Here is a 17405-nt window from a genome sequence, read left to right as displayed (position 1 = left end):
ATTGCTTCAGGCTTGTAGCAAACAAAGAGGGTCGAGCTAACGTGCCGTCTAACCTGAATGCGCTTCTAATCGCTTGGGCATTAAGCCTGATTACCGTTGTTGGTGGTTTGGTGCTGCTTGAAGCTGTTCACACGCCCATGGCAAAAGAACAGCCTGCATCAACCAACACGCATGCAGAAGATACGGATACTGCTGACACCATGGAGAAAGCTTCCATGGACACGCCTGCACAGGCTACTGCGCAAGCGAATATTCCTCATCAGCAACAACCACAAGAACAAGCGACGCTTAATCAGCCTGTTCAGGCGCCTGTTGAAAACAATAGCAGCACACAGCCTGCTACTCAGCAGCCAAGCCTGCCAGCACCTGGTCAAGCAGCACCTGTGAATAATCAACCAGCGCCCCAAGCTGCTGCGACAGGTGTTCAAATCGAAGCAATACCCGCACTTTTGGAGGAAACAAGCCAAGGTTTTCTTCCAAAAATTGCTGATGATGGTCGCAAGCCTCGTAATGTTTATGCGGCGCCTCAACCATCAGACAGAAATTCACCTCGTGTTGCTTTGATCATGACCAACCTTGGCAAATTATCTCGCAACACCAAACGCGCGATTGACGGCTTGCCTACAGAGGTAGGACTAGCGTTTTCACCTTATTCAGCGCGGTTAAATGAATGGGGTGTAGAAGCCCGTACAAAGGGTTTCGAGGTATATCTCACAATCCCAATGGAACCTGTGAATTATCCACAGAATGATCCAGGCCCGTTTTCACTGTTAACAGCGCGTACTACACGGGAAAACATCAACCTGCTGAAATCTTCACTAGCTCGTTTAACTGGTTATGTAGGTGTGATTAACCACATGGGGTCCCGCTTCACTGCATCCGCAGACAGTATTCGCCCAATCCTTACGGAACTGAACCGTCGTGGCCTGATGTTTATTGATAGCCGTTCTTCACAGTATTCTGTGGCAGCGAATATGTCTCGTGCGCTAGGCATGCCAACAGCGATCAACAACCGTAATCTGGATGAAGTACTTTCGGAAACCGAAATTATGAGCCAGCTGCAGGAGCTTGAGAAGCGTGCTAGAGCACAAGGAGCTGCGCTTGGTCATGCACGTGCTTATCCGGTTACAATCCGCGCAATTAACAAATGGAAAGAGACACTGGCCGATAAAGGTATTCTATTCGTACCTGTAAGTGCAGTGGCAGACCTACAGCCACTTCCTCGTTAATTCCGTCTCTATTCAGGATATAATAAATGACTGATCTTCCTTATCGCCCTTGTGTTGGTGTTGTGCTTTTGAATTCTGAAGGCAATATCTTCACCGCCGAACGGCTCGACAGACCAGGCGCATGGCAAATGCCACAAGGTGGTGTGGATGAAGGCGAAAGTCTCGAAGAGGCCGCACTCAGGGAATTAGAGGAAGAAATCAGTGTACCCGCAAGCGCTGTGAAGGTCCTCAGTCAAACATCTGACTGGATTGCCTACGACCTCCCTCCCAAACTCATAGGCGTGGCCTGGGGCGGCAAATTTCGCGGGCAGAAGCAACACTGGTTCCTACTTGAACTAACAGGCGACGAAAGCCTGATTAATCTTGAAACAGAACATCCTGAATTTACGCGCTGGAAATGGTCTAGCCGAGAAGAACTTATCAGTGAGATTGTGGATTTCAAACGCGATGTGTACGTAAAGGTTGCTGAAGAGCTGCTGTCTTAACCTTCGCATTCACTTCATGTCGAATTGCCCAATAAAAAAGGCGACCAAAAGGTCGCCTTCTTCATAATATTCGATTGAAGTAACCGCTGATTAAGCCGCGATCACATCCTGAAGAGCTGTCATCCAAGCCAGCTCTTTTTCAGCGGATGCACGCTCCACATCATCCTTTGCGTCTTCGATATCTTCGCGAGTATCTGAAATTTTCTGAGCCAAATCATCAGCGCTCACGCTATCAAGCGCAATCACTTCCTCAGCCAGAATTGTCAGACCTTTAGCACCGATTTGTGCAAGACCGCCCTTAACGAACAGCTCTTCACCTTCAGCACCTTCTTCAGCGAAGATTTCTACAACACCAGGACGGAGTGTGGACATCATTGGTGCGTGGGCAGGAAGCGCAGTGAAATCACCGTCTGTACCTGGTACCACAACCATCGCAACTTCTGTATCTCTCAAGAGACGCTCTGGAGATACGATTTCGAAACGCATTGTCTCAGCCATGATGTCCTTCAACCCTAATTATGCAGCGTCTTGAGCAAGTTTCTCTGCTTTCGCAATAGCCTGCTCAATGTTACCTACAAGATAGAATGCAGCTTCTGGAAGGTGATCATATTCACCAGCTACAATCGCTTTAAAGCCACTGATTGTATCTTCAAGAGATACAAGCTCACCAGGGATACCTGTGAAGATTTCCGCTACGTGGAATGGCTGTGAAAGGAAACGCTGGATCTTACGAGCACGTGCCACAACAAGCTTATCTTCTTCAGAAAGTTCGTCCATACCAAGGATCGCAATGATATCTTGGAGAGACTTATACTTCTGAAGTACTTCCTGTACAGAACGAGCAACAGCATAGTGTTCGTCGCCTAGTACACGTGGATCAAGAATACGGCTTGTGGAATCTAGTGGATCCACCGCTGGGTAAATACCAAGCTCCGCAATCTGACGAGATAGTACTGTTGTCGCATCAAGGTGCGCAAATGATGTAGCAGGTGCAGGGTCAGTCAAGTCATCCGCAGGTACGTAAACGGCCTGTACAGATGTAATGGAACCCTTCTTAGTAGATGTAATACGCTCCTGCAGGGCACCCATGTCTGTCGCTAGTGTTGGCTGGTAACCCACAGCAGATGGGATACGGCCAAGAAGCGCTGACACCTCAGCACCCGCCTGTGTGAAGCGGAAGATGTTATCTACGAAGAATAGTACGTCCTGACCTTCTTGATCACGGAAGTATTCCGCAAGTGTAAGACCAGTTAGAGCCACACGTGCACGCGCCCCTGGAGGCTCGTTCATCTGACCGTATACGAGAGCAGCTTTTGATTCGCCGTCCAGGTTAATCACCTTTGATTCGATCATCTCGTGGTAAAGGTCGTTACCCTCACGAGTACGCTCACCAACACCAGCGAATACAGAGTAACCACCGTGGCCTTTAGCGATGTTGTTGATCAGTTCCATGATAAGTACTGTTTTACCAACACCCGCACCACCGAACAGACCAATCTTACCACCTTTTGCGTAAGGTGCGAGAAGGTCAACTACCTTAATACCAGTTACAAGAACTTCTTGTTCTGTAGACTGATCATCAAAAGCTGGCGCTTCAGCGTGAATTGGAGCCACTTGCTTGTGACCAACAGGGCCACGCTCATCAATAGGCTCACCCACAACGTTCAAGATGCGGCCTAGAGTTTCAGGACCAACTGGCACAGAAATCGGTGCGCCAGTGTCTGTTACTTCTTGACCACGTACGAGACCGTCAGTCGCGTCCATAGCGATTGTGCGAACAGTGTTCTCACCAAGGTGGGAAGCCACCTCAAGAACAAGGCGTTCGCCATTGTTTGTTGTTTCAAGCGCAGACAGAATAGTCGGCAGGCTATCGTCGAACTGTACGTCAACAACAGCACCAATCACCTGTGTTACGCGGCCAGTATTCTTAGCCATTTTTTACACTCCTTCGTGTAATTACTAAAGCGCTTCAGCGCCTGAGATAATTTCAATCAGTTCTTTAGTGATGTTAGCCTGACGCGTACGGTTGTACGTGATAGACAGACTATCAATCATGTCACCAGCATTACGAGTTGCGTTATCCATCGCAGTCATACGTGCACCCTGCTCTGATGCAGCATTCTCAAGAAGGCCGCGATAAAGCTGGATTGCCACGTTGCGTGGAAGCAAGTCATCAAGAATTGCTTCTTCTGATGGCTCATACTCGTAAATCGCACCAGCCAGATCATCGCCTTCGTCATCGTTGGCTGCTTCTGGAATTGGTGCAGGAATTAGTTGTTGCTTGGTGTTGATCTGCACGAGAGCTGATTGGAATTTAGCGTAGAAGAGTGTAGCGACATCAAATTCACCACGCTCAAACATTCCAAGCACTTCTTGTGCAATTGGCTGTGCGTCAGCAAAGCCAAGTTTTTTAACACCAGACATATCCTTGGTGTCGATGATCAGATCACCGTAATCACGGCGAAGAAGGCCTACGCCTTTTTTGCCGATGCAAAGGATTTTCACAGTTTTGCCTGCGGCAACCAGTTCGCTAATGTGTTGGCGTGCTGCTTTCACGATATTCGTGTTGAAGCCACCACACAGACCACGCTCAGATGTTGCTACGATAACGAGCTGTACATCATCAGAGCCGGTCCCCGCCAGAAGCGGGGAAGCACCAGGTTGATCTTTCACGGCAGAACCGAGGCCCGCAAGAACTTTCTCCATACGCTCTGCATAAGGACGTGCTGCTTCAGCAGCTTCCTGTGCACGGCGTAGTTTCGACGCAGCAACCATTTTCATGGCCTTAGTAATTTTCTGCGTCGACTTAACGGAGTTAATGCGAACTTTTAGATCTTTAAGGCTTGGCATTGCTCAGCCTCTCCCGTCCGGTTACTTAGCTAAAAGACTTTGCGAAAGCGTCTAGGATAGACTTCAGCTTGGAAGTCGTATCGTCAGAAAGCTTTTGCTCTGTACGAATTGTTGCAAGAACATCAGCGTGTTTCGCACGAACTTCAGCAAGGAACTGCTCTTCGAAACGAGTTACGTCTGTTGTTGCGATACCGTCCAGGTAGCCCTTCACACCTGCGAAGATGGAAACAACCTGCTCTTCAACTGGCAGCGGTGTATACTGTGCCTGTTTTAGAAGCTCGGTTAGGCGAGCACCACGGTTCAGAAGCTGCTGTGTAGCGGCATCAAGATCAGAACCGAACTGTGCGAACGCTTCCATTTCACGGTACTGAGCAAGCTCAAGTTTAATGGAACCAGCAACCTGTTTCATCGCTTTAATCTGCGCTGCAGAACCCACACGGGATACAGACAGACCAACGTTAATCGCAGGACGGATACCTTTATAGAAAAGCTCAGTCTCAAGGAAGATCTGACCGTCAGTAATAGAGATCACGTTTGTTGGGATGTATGCAGATACGTCACCAGCCTGTGTTTCAATTACTGGAAGCGCAGTTAGGGAACCACCGCCACGCTCGTCAGACATTTTCGCAGCACGCTCAAGAAGACGGCTGTGTAGGTAGAATACGTCACCTGGGTACGCTTCACGTCCTGGAGGACGACGAAGAAGTAGAGACATCTGACGGTAAGCAACAGCTTGTTTTGTCAGGTCATCATGTACGATTACAGCGTGCATGCCGTTATCGCGGAAATATTCACCCATTGCTGTACCAGTGTATGGTGCAAGGAACTGCATAGGTGCAGGCTCGGAAGCAGTCGCGGCGATTACGATTGAGTATTCAAGCGCGCCGTTCTCTTCAAGAGCTTTAACGATCTGAGCTACAGTTGAACGCTTCTGGCCAACCGCAACATAGATACAGAACATTTTACCAGCATCGTCAGATGCAGCGTCGTTTACAGCTTTCTGGTTAATGAAGCTATCGATCGCTACAGCAGTTTTACCTGTCTGACGGTCACCAATGATAAGCTCACGCTGGCCACGGCCAACTGGTACAAGAGCATCAATCGCCTTAAGGCCTGATTGCATAGGCTCGGAAACGCCCTGACGAGGAATAATGCCAGGAGCTTTAACTTCCACACGAGTACGCTCAACGTCTTCGATCGGGCCTTTACCGTCGATTGGGTTACCAAGCGCGTCAACAACGCGGCCTAGAAGACCTTTACCAACAGGTACGTCCACAATCGCGCCAGTACGCTTTACTGTGTCACCTTCTTTAATTCCACGGTCGTCGCCGAAGATAACGATACCAACGTTATCAGTTTCCAGGTTAAGAGCCATGCCCTTAACACCACCTGGAAATTCAACCATCTCACCAGCCTGTACCTGGTCAAGACCGTATACACGAGCAATACCGTCACCCACTGAGAGTACGGTACCAACTTCAGAAACTTCAGCTTCGTTGCCAAAGTTTGCAATCTGGTCCTTCAGGACCTTGGAAATTTCCGCAGCACGGATATCCATTACTGAACCCCTTTCATGGCGATTGCGAGGTTATCGAGTTTAGTTCTAAGTGAGCTGTCCACCATGCGGGAACCCACTTTAACCTTCAGGCCGCCGAGCAATGTTTCATCGACAGAAGCTTCGATGGCAACATCACGGCCGACAGCAGATTTCAATTTTTTCTTCAGCTCAGCCAGCTGTGTTTTTGTTAGTGCATGCGCGCTAACAACTTCAGCACTGATTTCACCTTTATGGTGAGCAACAAGCTTTTCAAACGCTGTAACAATTCCTGAAAGAGCAGCAAGGCGGCGATTCGCAGCCAGTGTGCCCAGGAATTTGCCAGTCAGCTCGGAAAGCTCAGCAGTTTTAGCAACTGCCTCAATGCCTTTGGACTGTTCGTCCCTGCTGATGAGTGGAGAGCTAACAAGCTCACGAAGATCTGCGCTCTCTGCTAGCAGATCCTTCAGTGAAGCCATATCGGATTCGACCGCCTTAAGCGCTTTGCCCTCTTGTGCGAGTTCAAATAGCGCTACCGCATAGCGGCCTGTAATCCCAGAAACTATCGCTTTGTGCGAGGTCACTTCAGACGTTCCCCTAGGTTGAACCTAGTTAATCATATGTGAAACGGTGCCGAATGGCCCCGAACACGCTCAAAAAATTTGGAATGCTTTCTCCAAGACAAAATGTCTTAGCATGGCGCAAACCAGCCAAAATGCGTGACCCCTCTAGCACAGGGAATTCCAGCATGCAAGCCGCCTTATGCCTCATTTTCGATTCTTCTTATAAAGAGGCATAATTCCCACTGTTTTCAGGCTCAAGATTCATGCTTTTACATAAAGCTGTATGGGTCGATGTCCACCTTGATTTTCACCCCTTTAATTTTAGGGGCTTTCATCACCCAATCCCGGATAAGCGGCTGGATCTTTATCTGTTTTCTTGCATGCACCAGCATACGGAATCGGTGTTGCCCCCTTACCCGCGCCATTGGCGCAGGCGCAGGGCCCACAAAATCCACTCCGTGCTCAACAGGCGCACAAGCGGCAAGCCTTCTACCCTGCTCCAGCGTATCTTTCATATCTTCACCAGAAAGGATGATTCCCACCAAACGGCCAAAGGGCGGCATATGGTGGAGCCGGCGAGCATCCTTTTCAGCCGCGAGGAAACTTTCATGGTCACCAGATAAAAGCGCTTGCACAACAGGGTGTTCAGGCTCGTATGATTGCAGATATACCGTACCCGGCTTTTCAGCACGGCCCGCTCGACCAGCTACCTGCACGAGCTGCTGATAAGTGCGCTCACCAGCTCGCAAATCACCACCACGTAGACCAAGATCAGCATCCACAACACCTACGAGCGTTAGCCCGGGGAAGTGATAGCCTTTGGTTACAATCTGCGTACCGATCACAATATCCAACTTGCCCGCTGCGATATCGGCCACAACACGGGCCGTTTCACTGGTTGTTGTCATCGTATCGCTGGTCATCACAGAGATTCGCGCATTCGGGAACCGCTGTGTCGCTTCTTCAAACATCCGTTCTACGCCCGGGCCGCACGCTACAAGTGAATCTTCAGTGTCGCATTCAGGACATTCTTTTGGCGTTTCCATGGTGAAACCACAGTGGTGACACTGAAGTTCTTTCCTGAACCTATGCTCCACAAGCCATGCCGAGCAGCTTGGGCATTCGATTCGGTGCCCGCATGTGCGGCACAACGTGAGCGGTGCATACCCACGCCTGTTCAGAAACAGCATTGCCTGTTCGCCAGCAGCGACGGTTTCCTCAATTGCTTTGACGAGAGGTGGTGAAAGCCACGTACCTGCCTCAGGCGCTTCATGCCTCAGGTCAATAGCTTTCATTTCTGGTAGCACGGCGCTGCCGTGCCGTTCACGCATCTTCAGCGTCTGGTATCTTCCAGCTTCCGCATTAACGAGCGTTTCAAGGGAAGGCGTTGCGCTTGCCAGCACCACAGGGCATTCCGCCTGCTTAGCCCGTACAATCGCCATATCCCGTGCATGATACAGAACACCGTCTTCCTGCTTGAAGGAGGGATCATGCTCCTCATCCACCGTAATGAACGCCAATTTCTGGAACGGCAGGAATAGCGCCGAACGGGCACCAACCACCACGCGAGCGCTACCATTTGCGATTTCTTTCCATGCGCGCCGCCTACCCGCTTGCCCGATTTCCGAATGCCAAACAACAGGCCTAGTGCCAAAACGTTTTACAAACCGTTCCATCCACTGGGAGGTAAGCGCAATTTCCGGCACGAGCACCAGCACCTGCGCTTCAGGGTCTTTCAAGGCTTCGATCAGGCCTTCGAAATAGACCTCGGTTTTACCGGAACCTGTTACACCGTCTAATAAGAAAGGCGCGAATCCGCCCGCTTGCACTTTTTCTCGAATCGCAGAAGCTGCCGCATCCTGCTCTCCTGAAAGAATTGGCCCTTCTATCGAAACATCAGGCGCACCGAACGGCTTATCAACAGACATCTCAGTTGAAACCATGCCCCCGGCTTTATGGAAACCACGCACCACCGCTTCACTCACCCCAGCCATTTCCGCAATTTCAGAAACAAGGCGTGGTTCACCATCCTGAATACAGTCAAGAATACTTTCGCGTGCTGAGGTAATCTTCAGCGTGGGCGGCAGCGGGTCTGCCAGCATATAATAACGTTTGGTCGGTACAGGCTGGAGCGCAGCCGGTGACGACAGGCACATCCTGAGAACAGCACCCAAATTTGCCAGCGTGTATGCGGAAACCCATTCGGCAAACTTCACCAAATCTTCCCCAAGAGGGTTAACGTCTACGATTCTCTCAATCGGTTTCAGCTTTGAAAGTGGCAGAGTTTTACCGCCGCCGTTGTTCCCCGCAGGCCAGACAACACCAACAATTTTGCGGCCCGAAAGCGGCACTTCAACAATCGTCCCCACCACCAATGGGCCAGAGCCTTCCGGCAAACGATAATCCAAAGGGCCATTAAGAGGCAGTGGTAACAATACCTTAACCCGAGTGGCCTCCAGGGCCTCTTCATCACCAAGTATAAGGGAAGACTGTTGCATAATTTCCTGTTTCGTTCTTTCCCCGCACCATAAGCATAGAGAGCCACGCGCGCAATTACCTATAGCACTTGAAAAATGCGCCAATCTCGAATAGGCAGACACCAGCGCGTAAGCTATCCTCACGCTTTATAGGATAGTCTTGTTATAGTCGGCCGCGATAAGGGACTAGCCCCAAACGGGCCTCAAGGAGCATAAAATGAAATTCTTCCTCGATACTGCCAATATTGATGAAATCCGTGAAGCAAACGCAACTGGTCTTCTGGATGGTGTTACAACAAACCCATCTCTTATTAAAAAGGCTGGCCGTGAGTTTTTCGAAGTAATCACTGAAATCGCCAAGGAAGTTGATGGCCCGGTTTCTGCTGAAACAGTAGCACACGACCACGAAACTATGCTGAAAGAAGGCCTTAAGTGCGCGAAAATTGCTGACAATATCGCCGTTAAAGTGCCACTAACACTTGAGGGCCTTAAAACATGTAAAGCCCTTCGCGCTGAAGGTATTATGGTGAATGTAACGCTTTGTTTCTCTGCAAACCAGGCGCTTCTTGCTGCCAAAGCTGGCGCATCTTTCATTTCGCCGTTCGTTGGCCGTCATGATGATAACGGCTTCAACGGCATGGAGCTGATCGAAGATATCCGCAATATCTATGATAACTATGCGTTCGATACAGAAATTCTGGTTGCTTCTGTTCGCCACCCTACACACATTCTCGAATCTGCGCGCATCGGTGCTGATGTTGCAACATTCCCAATTGATGTTCTGCGCAAGCTTGCAAAACACCCACTAACAGACAATGGCCTAGCAGGCTTTGATAAAGACTGGGCAGCGACAGGCTTCTCAATCCTTTAATACCTGATTTCCAGAAGGGCGCGGGGTTTAACCATGCGCCCTTTTTGTATGTATAGTAAAATACCATGACAGAAACAGCATTCCAGAAACTTCGTGAAGAAAACCCGTGGCCAAACCCGGAAGGTATCCGCGCGTGGGATTATAGCCTTGGCGGCGGCGGGCGCGAACTGATTGATGAAATCATCCGCACGGACAAGCCCAAGTTCATGTTAGAAATTGGCTGCTTTCTAGGTGCATCTGCCAAGCGCTGGATGAATGTTTCGGAAGATCTGAAAATTGTGGGTGTGGACCCATGGTCTGACTGGCTTATTGACCAGTGCAAAAAATATGTAGGCCGCCCGAACCTTACGCGCGCTTACCCTGATATTAAAGTGCAGGAACAGTTCGCAAACGACATTGAAACACAAGGCCCTTTTGCCACCGCCATGGCAAACCTGAAAGGCTATGAAGAGCGCTTTGTGCCTTACCGCGCTTATTCACCAGAGGCCCTACCGAGCCTGAAAGAAAAAGGTTTTGAACCTGATCTGATTTATATCGACAGCACCAAAAAGCCTGATGATCTGGATGTATGTATTGAACTATGGCCAAACGCCCGCATCACAGGTGATGACTGGCACTGGAACCGCACCAAAGGCTATCCTATGCGCCAGATCGTAAATGCATTCGCGGAAAAACACGGCTTTAAAGTGGAAGCTGATTGGGCAACCTGGGTGCTAACGCGCTAGCTACGCACTATCTCTAACGAAGCGTAACGCCTACAGTTAAGCCTACTAAAACAACGCCAATCCAAATCCCAAATAGTAAAGCGGAATGCTTCGATGCAGAATTATTCTGACGATCTTTCTTATGCTTTGATAGAATAAGGAACAAAGCGGTTCCTAAAGGTAAGAATACCGATATCAATAGCGGCAAGCCTGCAACCTTCTTTGGCTGAACATATTCCTCAGTACCTGTTTGCAATGAAACAAAATAAAGAACGATTATTGCCATTAGCAGAGATAAAACTGAAAGAAACCTAATCGCCAGTTTATTGCGAAATAGAAACATAACAAAATCCCCTTAAGGGCATCCCTTAACAATACATTCAAAAATCCTATAAGCACCTAACACACGGATTGAACGATACCAAAATCACCAAAAGTTGAGCTAATTTATTCAGAGGTAAAGGTCTTACTGATAATCCACCAGCGGCCCTTTAGTTTAATGAGGTGCATATAATCGGTGAAGCTGGCTTTGCCGAAAAACCCAGTTTCCTTAACCGTAAGGCTAGCTACATTCCCTGTCACCCGCACATCTTCGACCCAACCTTTAAAAGGTGCGCCTGCAGATTTCATAGATGGATTTGCGCTCAGGCTTTTGAAAAAATCTTCGGGTGTACCTAGCTGCTCATTCCCGAACAGATGGCCGTTCATTACAGCATTTTCGTGGAATATCTCACGCATAGCAGGAATATCAGCTTCATAAGTTGCTTTGATATAGCGTTCAGCCAGCTCAGTTACGGCGCGAACATCTGCATTTTCATCTGCTCTCGAAGGCATTCCGAAAACAACAAGCACAAACAACACACCCACAAAATATTTAAGCATTCCAACCTCCTGATACGCAGCAAACACCCCCAGCATTAAATCAACCTAGACAAACTTTGCAATGTTCCATATGCTTCAGCCATCACATTTGGAGTGAGTTTGATGAACAATTCTACCGAGACCCGCTAACACCTGCCCCTGTAGGTACACATTTTTCCACAGCGCGGCAGGTTTCATAAGCAACACGGATACGTATTCGTACCCGTGCCCTTTTCTTATGGATCTCGGAGAATTCCCCAGTGAATATTTCCAAACACGAGCAACGTGCGCTTCATGCGCTCGCTCAGGGTGGTTTAATTTTAATCGAACGCGATAACGCCCGGAAAATTATCAAAGCAAACTGTGTAAACCGTGAGGGATGGTATCTCGCGGGCTTTACGCTTGAGCTTTTCAAAAAACTCAAAAAGCGCCGCTTTATCAAAAGCCAGAACAGCCGTCCTTACCGCATTACCTTGCAGGGGCTTGAGGCTGTACGCGCCCAACTGGATAACAGGTGAGATTTATGCCTGAACTTTTATGTACATATAACGGTAGTGCCCACCACTATAAGCTGGTGGGCCGAAGTGCCCCTACAGCAACAGCTCAGGAAGATACGATCACAGCCCTTAATGCGCTTTCCACAGGGGAAGCGCAGATGCTGTTGGGATTATTAACCGAGGAACTTCTTGCGGATTTTGGGGCAGCACATCTGGAAATATTCAAATCTCAGAGTGAACTTATTGAACCAGCACTGGAACACTGGGAGTTTCTTTATGAAGCAGAAGGGCCGGACGGCTTGATGCGCGAACTATACGAATACCGGGGCACTGCCCCGGTATAGGCTGTTGTGTTCAAAATACTTCCACAAGTTTGAAGGTGATACAGTCTAGGAGCATATCAGGTTCATAAGTACCCGTTCTGGTGAAATATTCGATATGAACATCTCTCCAGAATTTCAGGCTCAGATCACCCTCACCTTCACGGGCCGCATGTGCCGCTGTTACATCACCAAACTTCACACGCTCAACCGCTGTAGTTTCAATCACACAGGCACGGCCTCCCTTGCCGTTCAGAACAACCTGGCGCTCACCAATCTTGAAAACTTCCTCGCTGTCTGCCTCATCGCATGTCGCTGTTTTCTTACCCTCAAGCACAAGGGCAAGGAGTTCATCAGCCAACTCTGGAGAATCGCCAAAAGCAAACTCCATCATTCCCAAGGAGGATTCGGCAGCAGGGATAAAAGTCATTCACTATCAACCCAAGTAACATGGCCCATTTTACGGCCTTCGCGCGGTTCCTGTTTACCGTAGTGGTGATAGCTGGCTTTTGGGTCATCCAGATATTTCTCATAATCGAGAATATCCTTACCAAGAAGGTTTTTCATAACCACCTTGCCGCGCGCTGCTGTTTGACCAAGCGGTAAATCACAAATAGCACGAACATGCTGTTCGAACTGGCTGGTCTCCGCCCCTTCAATAGTCCAGTGGCCTGAATTATGAACACGTGGTGCAATCTCATTCACCACGATCTCACCACTATCATCGTTTACAAACATTTCCACAGCCATCACCCCTACATAATCAAGGGCATTTGCAACTTTTGTGGCCATTACCTTGGCAGTCGCTTCCAAGCGCTCTGATACATTCGCCGGGATTGTGGTAGTATCGAGAATATGATTGGTGTGTACATTTTCGCCCACAGGGAAAGCCGCTACATCGCCTGAAACAGACCGCGCAACAATCACGCTTACTTCCCGGTCAAACTGAACAAAACCTTCTAGGATAGCTGGTGTACCCTTGGTAACGGCCAAGACATCATCAAAATCCAGCTTGGATTTCACCATTGCCTGCCCCTTGCCATCATATCCAAATCGTCGGGTTTTCGCGACAGCGGGATGGCCTATTTTTTTATAAGCGGCAAGAAGCTCTTCTTCTGTTTCAAATGCCATAAAAGGTGCCGTTTGCACGCCAGCATCATTGAGAAATTCTTTTTCTGTCAAACGGTCCTGCGTAAGCGAAAGCGCCTGTGCCCCCGGGCGCAGTGGTTTGATCTTCGCAACAAACTCAGCGGTTTCAGCAGGAATGTTTTCAAACTCATAGGTAATGACATCAACGCTTTCGGCAAAAGCCTTAAGCGCATCCTGATCCGTATAATCAGCAACTGTATGAGTATAAGCCACATGGAACGCCGGACTGTTTTCTTCCGGGCAAAAGATATGACATTTATATCCTAAATTAGCAGCGGCTAGAGCGATCATACGGCCTAACTGGCCGCCCCCTAAAATCCCTATGGTGCCGCCTGGCTGTATCTTCGTCATTTTTTAAGCTCTTTATTCGCTATCAACTGGCTCTAAAGCAACGCTTTCGGTTTGCGCTTCGCGCCAAGCATCCAGTTTAGCTGCTACCTCATCATCCATCAGCGCCATAACGCTTGCAGCCAGAAGGCCTGCGTTCTTGGCCCCGGCTTTACCAATCGCCAGCGTTCCTACTGGAACACCGCCCGGCATCTGCACGATGGAGAGGAGGCTATCTTTCCCGGAAAGCATGCTTGACTGCACTGGCACACCAAAAACCGGAAGTGGTGTCATGGCAGCAGCCATACCCGGTAAGTGTGCTGCACCGCCCGCGCCTGCGATAATGCATTTCAAGCCTCTATCACGGGCTGATTTTGCATAATCGTAAAGACGGTCCGGCGTACGGTGTGCAGAAACGATTTTACTTTCGAAGGGAATTCCCAATTCGGCAAGAATATCTGCCGCGTGTTTCATGGTAGGCCAGTCTGACTGGCTGCCCATAATAATACCCACTAGTGGTGTAGTGTCGCTCATGGATTGGCCCATTTTATGATCCGCGAACCTGATTAGAAGCCCCAAGCGCCTCTAACCGATGGAGCGCGCATTATAGAAACCGTTTCTCCGAATGCAAGCATGCTGGCAATTTCATTTTGTTCACAAGTTTCACTAAGGGATTCACATTCAGGATTTTTTAAGGTATGTCTTATAGTTAAGGGTCTAAGAAGTAGGCGTATTCAGATGAAAATAACCAACACACCTGGCATTATGAGAACAGGCCCAGCGCGGCCAACTCGCAAGGCGGATAGCGCCACCAGCACAGGCTCTGTTGCCAGACCCAGAGAAATCCACGATACGGTTCAAGTTCTAAGCATCCCCCCTGAGGAAATGACTGAACGCGTACAAAAAGCCATCCTCGGTTTGATGGAAGAAGTGGATAGCCTACGCCGAGAACTTGATAACACCAACCGCCGCCTTCGGGAAATGGAAGATCTGGCCGATACAGATGCCCTTCTTCCTGTACCAAATCGCCGTGCCTTTATCCGCGAACTTAATAGAATGATTTCCTTTGCGGAGCGCTACGGTACACCGTCTACGCTGATGTTCATTGATTTGAACGATATGAAGAAAATCAACGATAGCTACGGCCATGACGTGGGTGATAAAGCACTTTTCCATGTAGCCCGCCTGCTTTCAGAAAATATTCGCGGCACCGATGTGATTGGCCGTTTAGGCGGTGATGAATTTGGTATCCTGCTTGCCCAAGCAGATGAAACTATCGGTGCACAAAAGGCACAGCAGCTAGCAGGTATTCTCGATAAAAACCCAATGGACCATAACGGGATTAACATCCCCATGTCGCTGGCGTTTGGTACCTATACATTTGGTTCTGGCGATCAACCGGATGATGCTATCAACAAAGCAGATCAAGCCATGTATGAAAACAAGCGGGAACTTAAAGGCGAAGGAAATGTGCGTTAAGCACAGCCACGCTTTAGGGTGCGCTTTCAGGCAATAATATCCGGCACCAGCATACTCTGGAATTTTTCAATCTCATCCTTTAACGCAAGCTTGCGCTTTTTCATGCGCTGCAATTGAAGTGCATCAAACGAACCAGCTGCCCCCATAGCAGTGATTGCATCATCTAAATCGCGGTGTTGCTCTATAACTTCGGTGAGATGTTCCCGAATGGCATCTTCGTCCAAATTCATTGAATAGCCCTGATATTAGTACCCTGCCGTGGTTATACCATGAACTCTCTGGCAAGAGAAGACGAGGAATAACAAACACCTAGCTCCAGCGGTTAATATCCATATGAATATCAAAGAGATCTAGGGCTCTAGCCGTTGTGAAAGTAACCATTTCATCGAGGCTTTTCGGTTTTGAATAAAATGCAGGCACCGGCGGCGCAATAATAGCGCCCATTTCAGAAAGCTTGGTCATCGTCCGTAGATGTCCGGTATGGAGTGGTGTTTCCCGCACCATCAGCACAAGCCTGCGCCGTTCTTTAAGTACCACGTCAGCTGCTCGGCTAACGAGGCTTGACGTGATCCCTGTCGCGATCTCACCCATTGTTTTAATGGAGCACGGCGCCACAATCATTCCTTCCGTCAGGAAAGAACCACTGGCAATCGCAGCACCAATATCCTTGGTGGGATAAAGCGTATGGGCCATTGCTTTTACATCAGCAGGGCTGATATCACTTTCTTCATGAAGGGTGCGTTCCGCCGCTTTCGACATAACAAGATGCGTTTCGATACCAGCTTTATTCAAAAGCTCCAGAGCTTTCACACCATAACACACACCGCTCGCGCCAGTGATAGCAACGATCATGCGTTTGTTACGAGTCTCTTTTTCCTGATGAGTCTCTCGCATTTTTTGAAACAATCCTTCGCGGGTAAAAAAAGTGATCAAGCTAAGTACCCGAAGATACAGGCTATCTTGAAGAAGGTAAATCTTTTACGTGACAAGTCGCATTTCAGATGGTCGAATACTTCTCTTACATAAAAGCTTATAGAGGAGTGACAGGTATGAGCCTAGAAACGCATGTAGAATCACTCAACCAGAAACATGCAGAGATTGAACTCTCTATCGAACGAGAAGAACATAGGCCCTCCCCAGACAGTATTCGTCTGATGAACCTCAAGCGAAAGAAACTGAAACTGAAAGAAGAGCTCACGAGGCTCACGAAACATTAACAAGCTTTCAGCAAAAAGCGCGCGAACCAGATGGTTCCCGCGCTCTTTTTTTATCTAAATCTCAAATCGCCTAAAACGTTGGATCTGTATCCAGTGCGTTTGGCTCTTCTACTGGTTCTTCAGCCATTGGTTCTGGAGTTGCTATTTCTTCACCGTCCGCCAGCATTTTCTCACGGCGCGATGCAGCAGCTTGAACCGCTTCATCAAGCTCCTGCTGCTTACAAAGCCCCAAGCCTACCGGATCATGCGGGTGAATATTCGAAATATTCCAGTGACTGCGTGTGCGAATGCTTTGAATCGTAGGCTTTGTTGTTCCCACAAGGCGGCTGATCTGTAGATCAGTTAGCTCAGGGTGGTGACGCACAAGCCAAGCAATCGCATCTGGTTTATCCTGACGTTTGGAAAGCGGTGTATAGCGTGGGCCTTTTGTACGCGGGAGCGCCTTCACATCGTCTTCTTCAATCTGAAGTGATGCTTTTGGATCTTCCTGACAGCGATTAATTTCATCCCACGTAAGCTGACCGCTTACTGTTGGATCCTGTCCTACAATATTGATACCAACCGTACCATCGGCAATACCTTGAATCTCAAGCTCGTGCAGATTGCAGAGATCCGCAATTTGCTTGAATGTCAGGGCCGTATTATCAACCAGCCACACCGCAGTGGCCATTGGCATTAAAGGTTGTGTCATCCCAATTTCCTAACTGTTAAACAGATATCTCCCTTGCACAGACTAGCCCCCGCCAGCCTGCCCCCTGAAGTTTTCAATTGTAATGAAAAGGGGGTGGAGAAAATCCTCCTGAATCATTCTTAACAGGTAACAGGCTTACTGTCACCGCGAA

The 17405-nt window shown here is 48.8% G+C and carries 22 protein-coding genes; 8 read left to right on the top strand and 14 right to left on the bottom strand.

Going from position 1 to position 17405, the window contains the following annotated elements; translation table 11 throughout:
* Positions 1 to 41 precede the first annotated feature (41 nt).
* A complete protein-coding gene (locus tag KFE96_RS05325; protein ID WP_255834950.1) occupies positions 42 to 1229 on the top strand; it encodes a divergent polysaccharide deacetylase family protein in 1188 nt (395 codons plus the stop codon).
* Positions 1230 to 1255: 26 nt separating this feature from the next.
* The gene (locus tag KFE96_RS05320; protein WP_255834949.1) at positions 1256 to 1714 is read left to right on the top strand and encodes an RNA pyrophosphohydrolase; all 459 of its coding nucleotides are present in this window, start codon (positions 1256 to 1258) and stop codon (positions 1712 to 1714) included.
* A gap of 90 nt (positions 1715 to 1804) precedes the next feature.
* On the opposite strand, the gene KFE96_RS05315 is transcribed toward KFE96_RS05320, so the two are convergent.
* The 6 genes from KFE96_RS05315 to KFE96_RS05290 all read right to left on the bottom strand — a co-directional run bounded on the left by KFE96_RS05315 (position 1805) and on the right by KFE96_RS05290 (position 9159).
* On the bottom strand, positions 1805 to 2212 hold the full coding sequence (locus KFE96_RS05315; RefSeq protein ID WP_247015594.1) for a F0F1 ATP synthase subunit epsilon: 408 nt from the start codon (positions 2210 to 2212) through the stop codon (positions 1805 to 1807).
* Positions 2213 to 2230: 18 nt separating this feature from the next.
* The gene (gene atpD / locus KFE96_RS05310; protein ID WP_255834948.1) at positions 2231 to 3649 is read right to left on the bottom strand and encodes a F0F1 ATP synthase subunit beta; all 1419 of its coding nucleotides are present in this window, start codon (positions 3647 to 3649) and stop codon (positions 2231 to 2233) included.
* A gap of 24 nt (positions 3650 to 3673) precedes the next feature.
* A complete protein-coding gene (locus KFE96_RS05305; RefSeq protein ID WP_247015598.1) occupies positions 3674 to 4564 on the bottom strand; it encodes a F0F1 ATP synthase subunit gamma in 891 nt (296 codons plus the stop codon).
* Between the two features lie 25 nt (positions 4565 to 4589).
* Positions 4590 to 6122 carry a F0F1 ATP synthase subunit alpha gene (gene atpA, locus KFE96_RS05300; protein WP_255834947.1) on the bottom strand — a complete coding sequence of 511 codons (1533 nt, stop codon included), beginning with the start codon at positions 6120 to 6122 and terminating at the stop codon, positions 4590 to 4592.
* Positions 6122 to 6682 (bottom strand): F0F1 ATP synthase subunit delta, encoded by a 561-nt coding sequence (locus KFE96_RS05295; RefSeq protein ID WP_247015602.1) that lies wholly within the window; start codon positions 6680 to 6682, stop codon positions 6122 to 6124. Before KFE96_RS05295 ends, atpA begins: the two co-directional genes overlap by 1 nt.
* A 248-nt stretch (positions 6683 to 6930) precedes the next feature.
* The gene (locus KFE96_RS05290) at positions 6931 to 9159 is read right to left on the bottom strand and encodes a primosomal protein N' (protein ID WP_255834946.1); all 2229 of its coding nucleotides are present in this window, start codon (positions 9157 to 9159) and stop codon (positions 6931 to 6933) included.
* A gap of 196 nt (positions 9160 to 9355) precedes the next feature.
* On the opposite strand from KFE96_RS05290, the gene fsa reads away from it, so the two are divergent.
* Positions 9356 to 10009: a fructose-6-phosphate aldolase gene (gene fsa, locus KFE96_RS05285; protein ID WP_247015607.1), complete on the top strand. Its 654-nt coding sequence runs from the start codon at positions 9356 to 9358 to the stop codon at positions 10007 to 10009.
* 65 nt (positions 10010 to 10074) lie between these two features.
* Entirely contained in the window at positions 10075 to 10734 is a 660-nt protein-coding gene (locus tag KFE96_RS05280) for a class I SAM-dependent methyltransferase (RefSeq protein ID WP_255834945.1), read from the top strand.
* Between the two features lie 13 nt (positions 10735 to 10747).
* Here the strand turns inward: KFE96_RS05280 and KFE96_RS05275 are convergent, their stop codons facing one another.
* Both KFE96_RS05275 and KFE96_RS05270 read right to left on the bottom strand, forming a co-directional pair.
* Entirely contained in the window at positions 10748 to 11056 is a 309-nt protein-coding gene (locus KFE96_RS05275) for a hypothetical protein (RefSeq protein ID WP_255834944.1), read from the bottom strand.
* 104 nt (positions 11057 to 11160) lie between these two features.
* Positions 11161 to 11595, bottom strand: coding sequence for a nuclear transport factor 2 family protein (locus KFE96_RS05270; protein ID WP_255834943.1), 435 nt, complete (start codon positions 11593 to 11595; stop codon positions 11161 to 11163).
* A 239-nt stretch (positions 11596 to 11834) separates the two neighbouring features.
* On the opposite strand from KFE96_RS05270, the gene KFE96_RS05265 reads away from it, so the two are divergent.
* Complete coding sequence (locus KFE96_RS05265; RefSeq protein ID WP_255834942.1) at positions 11835 to 12092, top strand: YjhX family toxin; 258 nt, start codon at positions 11835 to 11837, stop codon at positions 12090 to 12092.
* A gap of 5 nt (positions 12093 to 12097) precedes the next feature.
* The gene (locus KFE96_RS05260) at positions 12098 to 12415 is read left to right on the top strand and encodes a hypothetical protein (RefSeq protein WP_255834941.1); all 318 of its coding nucleotides are present in this window, start codon (positions 12098 to 12100) and stop codon (positions 12413 to 12415) included.
* A gap of 10 nt (positions 12416 to 12425) precedes the next feature.
* Here the strand turns inward: KFE96_RS05260 and KFE96_RS05255 are convergent, their stop codons facing one another.
* From KFE96_RS05255 to purE, 3 genes are read right to left on the bottom strand one after another with little or no spacing between them, the layout of a single operon-like run.
* Complete coding sequence (locus KFE96_RS05255; protein ID WP_255834940.1) at positions 12426 to 12821, bottom strand: ASCH domain-containing protein; 396 nt, start codon at positions 12819 to 12821, stop codon at positions 12426 to 12428.
* Entirely contained in the window at positions 12818 to 13891 is a 1074-nt protein-coding gene (locus KFE96_RS05250; protein ID WP_255834939.1) for a 5-(carboxyamino)imidazole ribonucleotide synthase, read from the bottom strand. The genes KFE96_RS05255 and KFE96_RS05250 overlap by 4 nt, the downstream gene beginning before the upstream one ends.
* A 12-nt stretch (positions 13892 to 13903) precedes the next feature.
* On the bottom strand, positions 13904 to 14401 hold the full coding sequence (gene purE, locus KFE96_RS05245; RefSeq protein ID WP_247015623.1) for a 5-(carboxyamino)imidazole ribonucleotide mutase: 498 nt from the start codon (positions 14399 to 14401) through the stop codon (positions 13904 to 13906).
* Between the two features lie 204 nt (positions 14402 to 14605).
* Here purE and KFE96_RS05240 point away from each other — a divergent pair, with 204 nt between their 5' ends.
* Positions 14606 to 15346 carry a GGDEF domain-containing protein gene (locus tag KFE96_RS05240; RefSeq protein ID WP_255834938.1) on the top strand — a complete coding sequence of 247 codons (741 nt, stop codon included), beginning with the start codon at positions 14606 to 14608 and terminating at the stop codon, positions 15344 to 15346.
* A 26-nt stretch (positions 15347 to 15372) separates the two neighbouring features.
* Here KFE96_RS05240 and KFE96_RS05235 read toward each other — a convergent pair whose 3' ends face one another.
* Positions 15373 to 15576 carry a YdcH family protein gene (locus KFE96_RS05235; RefSeq protein ID WP_255834937.1) on the bottom strand — a complete coding sequence of 68 codons (204 nt, stop codon included), beginning with the start codon at positions 15574 to 15576 and terminating at the stop codon, positions 15373 to 15375.
* Between the two features lie 79 nt (positions 15577 to 15655).
* Positions 15656 to 16240: a UbiX family flavin prenyltransferase gene (locus KFE96_RS05230; protein WP_255834936.1), complete on the bottom strand. Its 585-nt coding sequence runs from the start codon at positions 16238 to 16240 to the stop codon at positions 15656 to 15658.
* A 155-nt stretch (positions 16241 to 16395) separates the two neighbouring features.
* Here KFE96_RS05230 and KFE96_RS05225 point away from each other — a divergent pair, with 155 nt between their 5' ends.
* Positions 16396 to 16563, top strand: a complete 168-nt coding sequence (locus KFE96_RS05225) for a DUF465 domain-containing protein (protein ID WP_247015631.1) — start codon at positions 16396 to 16398, stop codon at positions 16561 to 16563.
* Positions 16564 to 16633: 70 nt separating this feature from the next.
* Here KFE96_RS05225 and KFE96_RS05220 read toward each other — a convergent pair whose 3' ends face one another.
* Positions 16634 to 17254, bottom strand: a complete 621-nt coding sequence (locus tag KFE96_RS05220) for a DUF1013 domain-containing protein (protein WP_255834935.1) — start codon at positions 17252 to 17254, stop codon at positions 16634 to 16636.
* Positions 17255 to 17405: the final 151 nt, after the last annotated feature.

The sequence above is a fragment of the Kordiimonas sp. SCSIO 12603 genome (assembly GCF_024398035.1).
GTDB lineage: Bacteria > Pseudomonadota > Alphaproteobacteria > Sphingomonadales > Kordiimonadaceae > Kordiimonas.
The sequence above is the reverse complement of the archived record's forward strand: the minus strand, read 5'-3'. Positions and strand labels throughout refer to the sequence as shown.

What these genes read in the sequence shown, in the direction of transcription:
- KFE96_RS05275 (WP_255834944.1), bottom strand. Translation starts at nt 11,056, where the DNA reads ATGTTTCTATTTCGCAATAAACTGGCGATTAGGTTTCTTTCAGTTTTA.
- KFE96_RS05235 (WP_255834937.1), bottom strand. Translation starts at nt 15,576, where the DNA reads ATGAATTTGGACGAAGATGCCATTCGGGAACATCTCACCGAAGTTATA.
- KFE96_RS05255 (WP_255834940.1), bottom strand. Translation starts at nt 12,821, where the DNA reads ATGACTTTTATCCCTGCTGCCGAATCCTCCTTGGGAATGATGGAGTTT.
- KFE96_RS05320 (WP_255834949.1), top strand. Translation starts at nt 1,256, where the DNA reads ATGACTGATCTTCCTTATCGCCCTTGTGTTGGTGTTGTGCTTTTGAAT.
- atpA (WP_255834947.1), bottom strand. Translation starts at nt 6,122, where the DNA reads ATGGATATCCGTGCTGCGGAAATTTCCAAGGTCCTGAAGGACCAGATT.
- KFE96_RS05290 (WP_255834946.1), bottom strand. Translation starts at nt 9,159, where the DNA reads ATGCAACAGTCTTCCCTTATACTTGGTGATGAAGAGGCCCTGGAGGCC.
- KFE96_RS05220 (WP_255834935.1), bottom strand. Translation starts at nt 17,254, where the DNA reads ATGACACAACCTTTAATGCCAATGGCCACTGCGGTGTGGCTGGTTGAT.
- KFE96_RS05225 (WP_247015631.1), top strand. Translation starts at nt 16,396, where the DNA reads ATGAGCCTAGAAACGCATGTAGAATCACTCAACCAGAAACATGCAGAG.
- KFE96_RS05230 (WP_255834936.1), bottom strand. Translation starts at nt 16,240, where the DNA reads ATGCGAGAGACTCATCAGGAAAAAGAGACTCGTAACAAACGCATGATC.
- KFE96_RS05280 (WP_255834945.1), top strand. Translation starts at nt 10,075, where the DNA reads ATGACAGAAACAGCATTCCAGAAACTTCGTGAAGAAAACCCGTGGCCA.
- KFE96_RS05305 (WP_247015598.1), bottom strand. Translation starts at nt 4,564, where the DNA reads ATGCCAAGCCTTAAAGATCTAAAAGTTCGCATTAACTCCGTTAAGTCG.
- KFE96_RS05250 (WP_255834939.1), bottom strand. Translation starts at nt 13,891, where the DNA reads ATGACGAAGATACAGCCAGGCGGCACCATAGGGATTTTAGGGGGCGGC.
- fsa (WP_247015607.1), top strand. Translation starts at nt 9,356, where the DNA reads ATGAAATTCTTCCTCGATACTGCCAATATTGATGAAATCCGTGAAGCA.
- atpD (WP_255834948.1), bottom strand. Translation starts at nt 3,649, where the DNA reads ATGGCTAAGAATACTGGCCGCGTAACACAGGTGATTGGTGCTGTTGTT.
- KFE96_RS05240 (WP_255834938.1), top strand. Translation starts at nt 14,606, where the DNA reads ATGAAAATAACCAACACACCTGGCATTATGAGAACAGGCCCAGCGCGG.
- KFE96_RS05315 (WP_247015594.1), bottom strand. Translation starts at nt 2,212, where the DNA reads ATGGCTGAGACAATGCGTTTCGAAATCGTATCTCCAGAGCGTCTCTTG.
- purE (WP_247015623.1), bottom strand. Translation starts at nt 14,401, where the DNA reads ATGAGCGACACTACACCACTAGTGGGTATTATTATGGGCAGCCAGTCA.
- KFE96_RS05260 (WP_255834941.1), top strand. Translation starts at nt 12,098, where the DNA reads ATGCCTGAACTTTTATGTACATATAACGGTAGTGCCCACCACTATAAG.
- KFE96_RS05270 (WP_255834943.1), bottom strand. Translation starts at nt 11,595, where the DNA reads ATGCTTAAATATTTTGTGGGTGTGTTGTTTGTGCTTGTTGTTTTCGGA.